Consider the following 507-nt stretch of genomic DNA (forward strand, 5'->3'; position numbering starts at 1 on the left):
TGATGTTGAACTGGATGCGGTCTTTCGGGGATCTGCAACGCGTCGGCATCGAATGTTCGGGCAGCTATGGCGCAGGGTTACTGCGCTATTTGCAGACAGCTGGCGTCGAAGTTCTGGAGGTGGTCACTGCCCCTGACAAAAACGAGCGCCGTCGCCGTGGCAAGAACGACGACTTCGACGCAGAAAGTGCGGCCCATGCCGCCTTTGCTAAACGACACACGGTGACGCCGAGAAGCCGTGACGGTATGGTCGAAAGCCTCCGTGTTCTAAGGGTTTGCCGAAAGACAGCCGTTCAGGCGCGCCGCATTGCTTTGCAAATGATCCAGACGACGATCGTCTGTGCCCCCGACAGATTGCGAGAACCCCTGCGTAAGATGACGCGAATGCAGTTAATCCGCACACTGGCAGCTTGGCGGCCCGATCTCACGGCCTTTCGGCAGATCGAAGAAGCCTATCGCATCGCGCTCAAATCCCTGGCGCGGCGTTACCTCGAACTGCATGACGAGA

Annotated in this window: 1 protein-coding gene; it reads left to right on the forward strand. The window is 58.4% G+C overall.

The features are described 5' to 3' along the window. Positions 1–507: transposase (locus tag BFP70_RS19700; protein ID WP_141693289.1), on the forward strand; the 507-nt coding region annotated here is incomplete at both ends.

The organism is Thioclava sp. SK-1 (assembly GCF_001705665.1).
GTDB lineage: Bacteria > Pseudomonadota > Alphaproteobacteria > Rhodobacterales > Rhodobacteraceae > Thioclava.